Origin of the sequence: Christiangramia marina (assembly GCF_048285865.1) — a bacterium.
GTDB lineage: Bacteria > Bacteroidota > Bacteroidia > Flavobacteriales > Flavobacteriaceae > Christiangramia > Christiangramia marina.
Window position 1 is genome coordinate 86,094 of sequence record NZ_JBLVTK010000001.1, and the last position, 1,078, is coordinate 87,171.

Here is a 1,078-nt window from a genome sequence, read left to right on the forward strand (position 1 = left end):
ATCGAAAGCCTGATGACCAAAACGATCATATTTGGCACGTTTTTCCTGGTTTCCTAATACCTCATAGGCTTCAGCAGATTTTTTGAACATGTCTTCAGCTGTGGAGTCACCAGGATTCTTATCCGGGTGATACTTTAAAGCCATTTTTCTATATGCTTTCTTTATCTCTGCTGCTGAAGCGTCTTTACTTACGCCTAATATTTCGTAATAATCTTCTTTCATATTGTGTTTTTACAATTCTGTAAAAGCGTTTTTATTTTCCTGTAACCACTTTTGGATACCTGATAATTCGTTCTCCAAGCTTGTATCCTGGCTCAACCACATCTACGATCTTACCTTTTAGATCTTCTGTAGGCGCCGGAATTTGCGTAATAGCTTCATGAATTTCAGAATCAAAATCACTCCCCTGCTCTACATCCATTCTTTCCAGACCTTTAGCTTTTAAAGTTTCGCGAAGCTTATTATGAATCAACTCAACTCCTTTGAGAAGGTTCTCGTCACCAGATTTACTGATCTCGTTCATAGCCCTGTCAAAATCGTCCATAACTGGCAGCATGGCTGTCATTACTTCCTGGTTGGCAGTTTTGAACAATTCAAGACGTTCCTTCGAAGTTCTACGCTTATAATTCTCAAATTCTGCAAAAAGTCTCAGGAATTTATCCTTTTCCTTTTGAAGGTCTTCTATCATGCGCTCTTCTTCAGTAAGTTCGTTATCGCTTACTGTTTCTTCTGCTTCGGTATCATCACCGGCCTGGTCTAACTCATTTATTGCTTCATCCATCGCGTCCTCAACCTGGTCTTTCACTCTTTTATCTTCGTCTTTGATGTTATCTTCTTTTCGGCTCATTTTATAAAAAATTTACTTTCTGCTGCAATTGGGTCAAATTCGTTGCCAATTAATCCGAAATGTCAAAATGTCACAGAAATTATTTAATAAAACTTTAAGAAGCCCGGTTTGATTTTCAATTTACTTTTGCGCGGAATATAAAAAACTTTAACAATGAAAAAATTATTACTAAATGCATTTGTAGTAGCTAGTCTTGGACTTGGTTTTACAGCATGTAAAAATAACAATAAC

The 1,078-nt window shown here is 36.9% G+C and carries 2 protein-coding genes; both read right to left on the reverse strand.

The features are described from left to right. A partial coding sequence (locus tag ACNKXS_RS00420; RefSeq protein WP_417919154.1) for a DnaJ domain-containing protein occupies positions 1–222 on the reverse strand: 222 nt, incomplete at its 3' end. Positions 223–253: 31 nt separating this feature from the next. Next, on the reverse strand, positions 254–847 hold the full coding sequence (locus tag ACNKXS_RS00425; protein WP_417919155.1) for a nucleotide exchange factor GrpE: 594 nt from the start codon (positions 845–847) through the stop codon (positions 254–256). Positions 848–1,078 lie beyond the last annotated feature (231 nt).

Bases quoted from the DNA above. Each gene is read 5' to 3' on its own strand.
- ACNKXS_RS00425 (WP_417919155.1), bottom strand. From the start codon at position 847: ATGAGCCGAAAAGAAGATAACATCAAAGACGAAGATAAAAGAGTGAAA.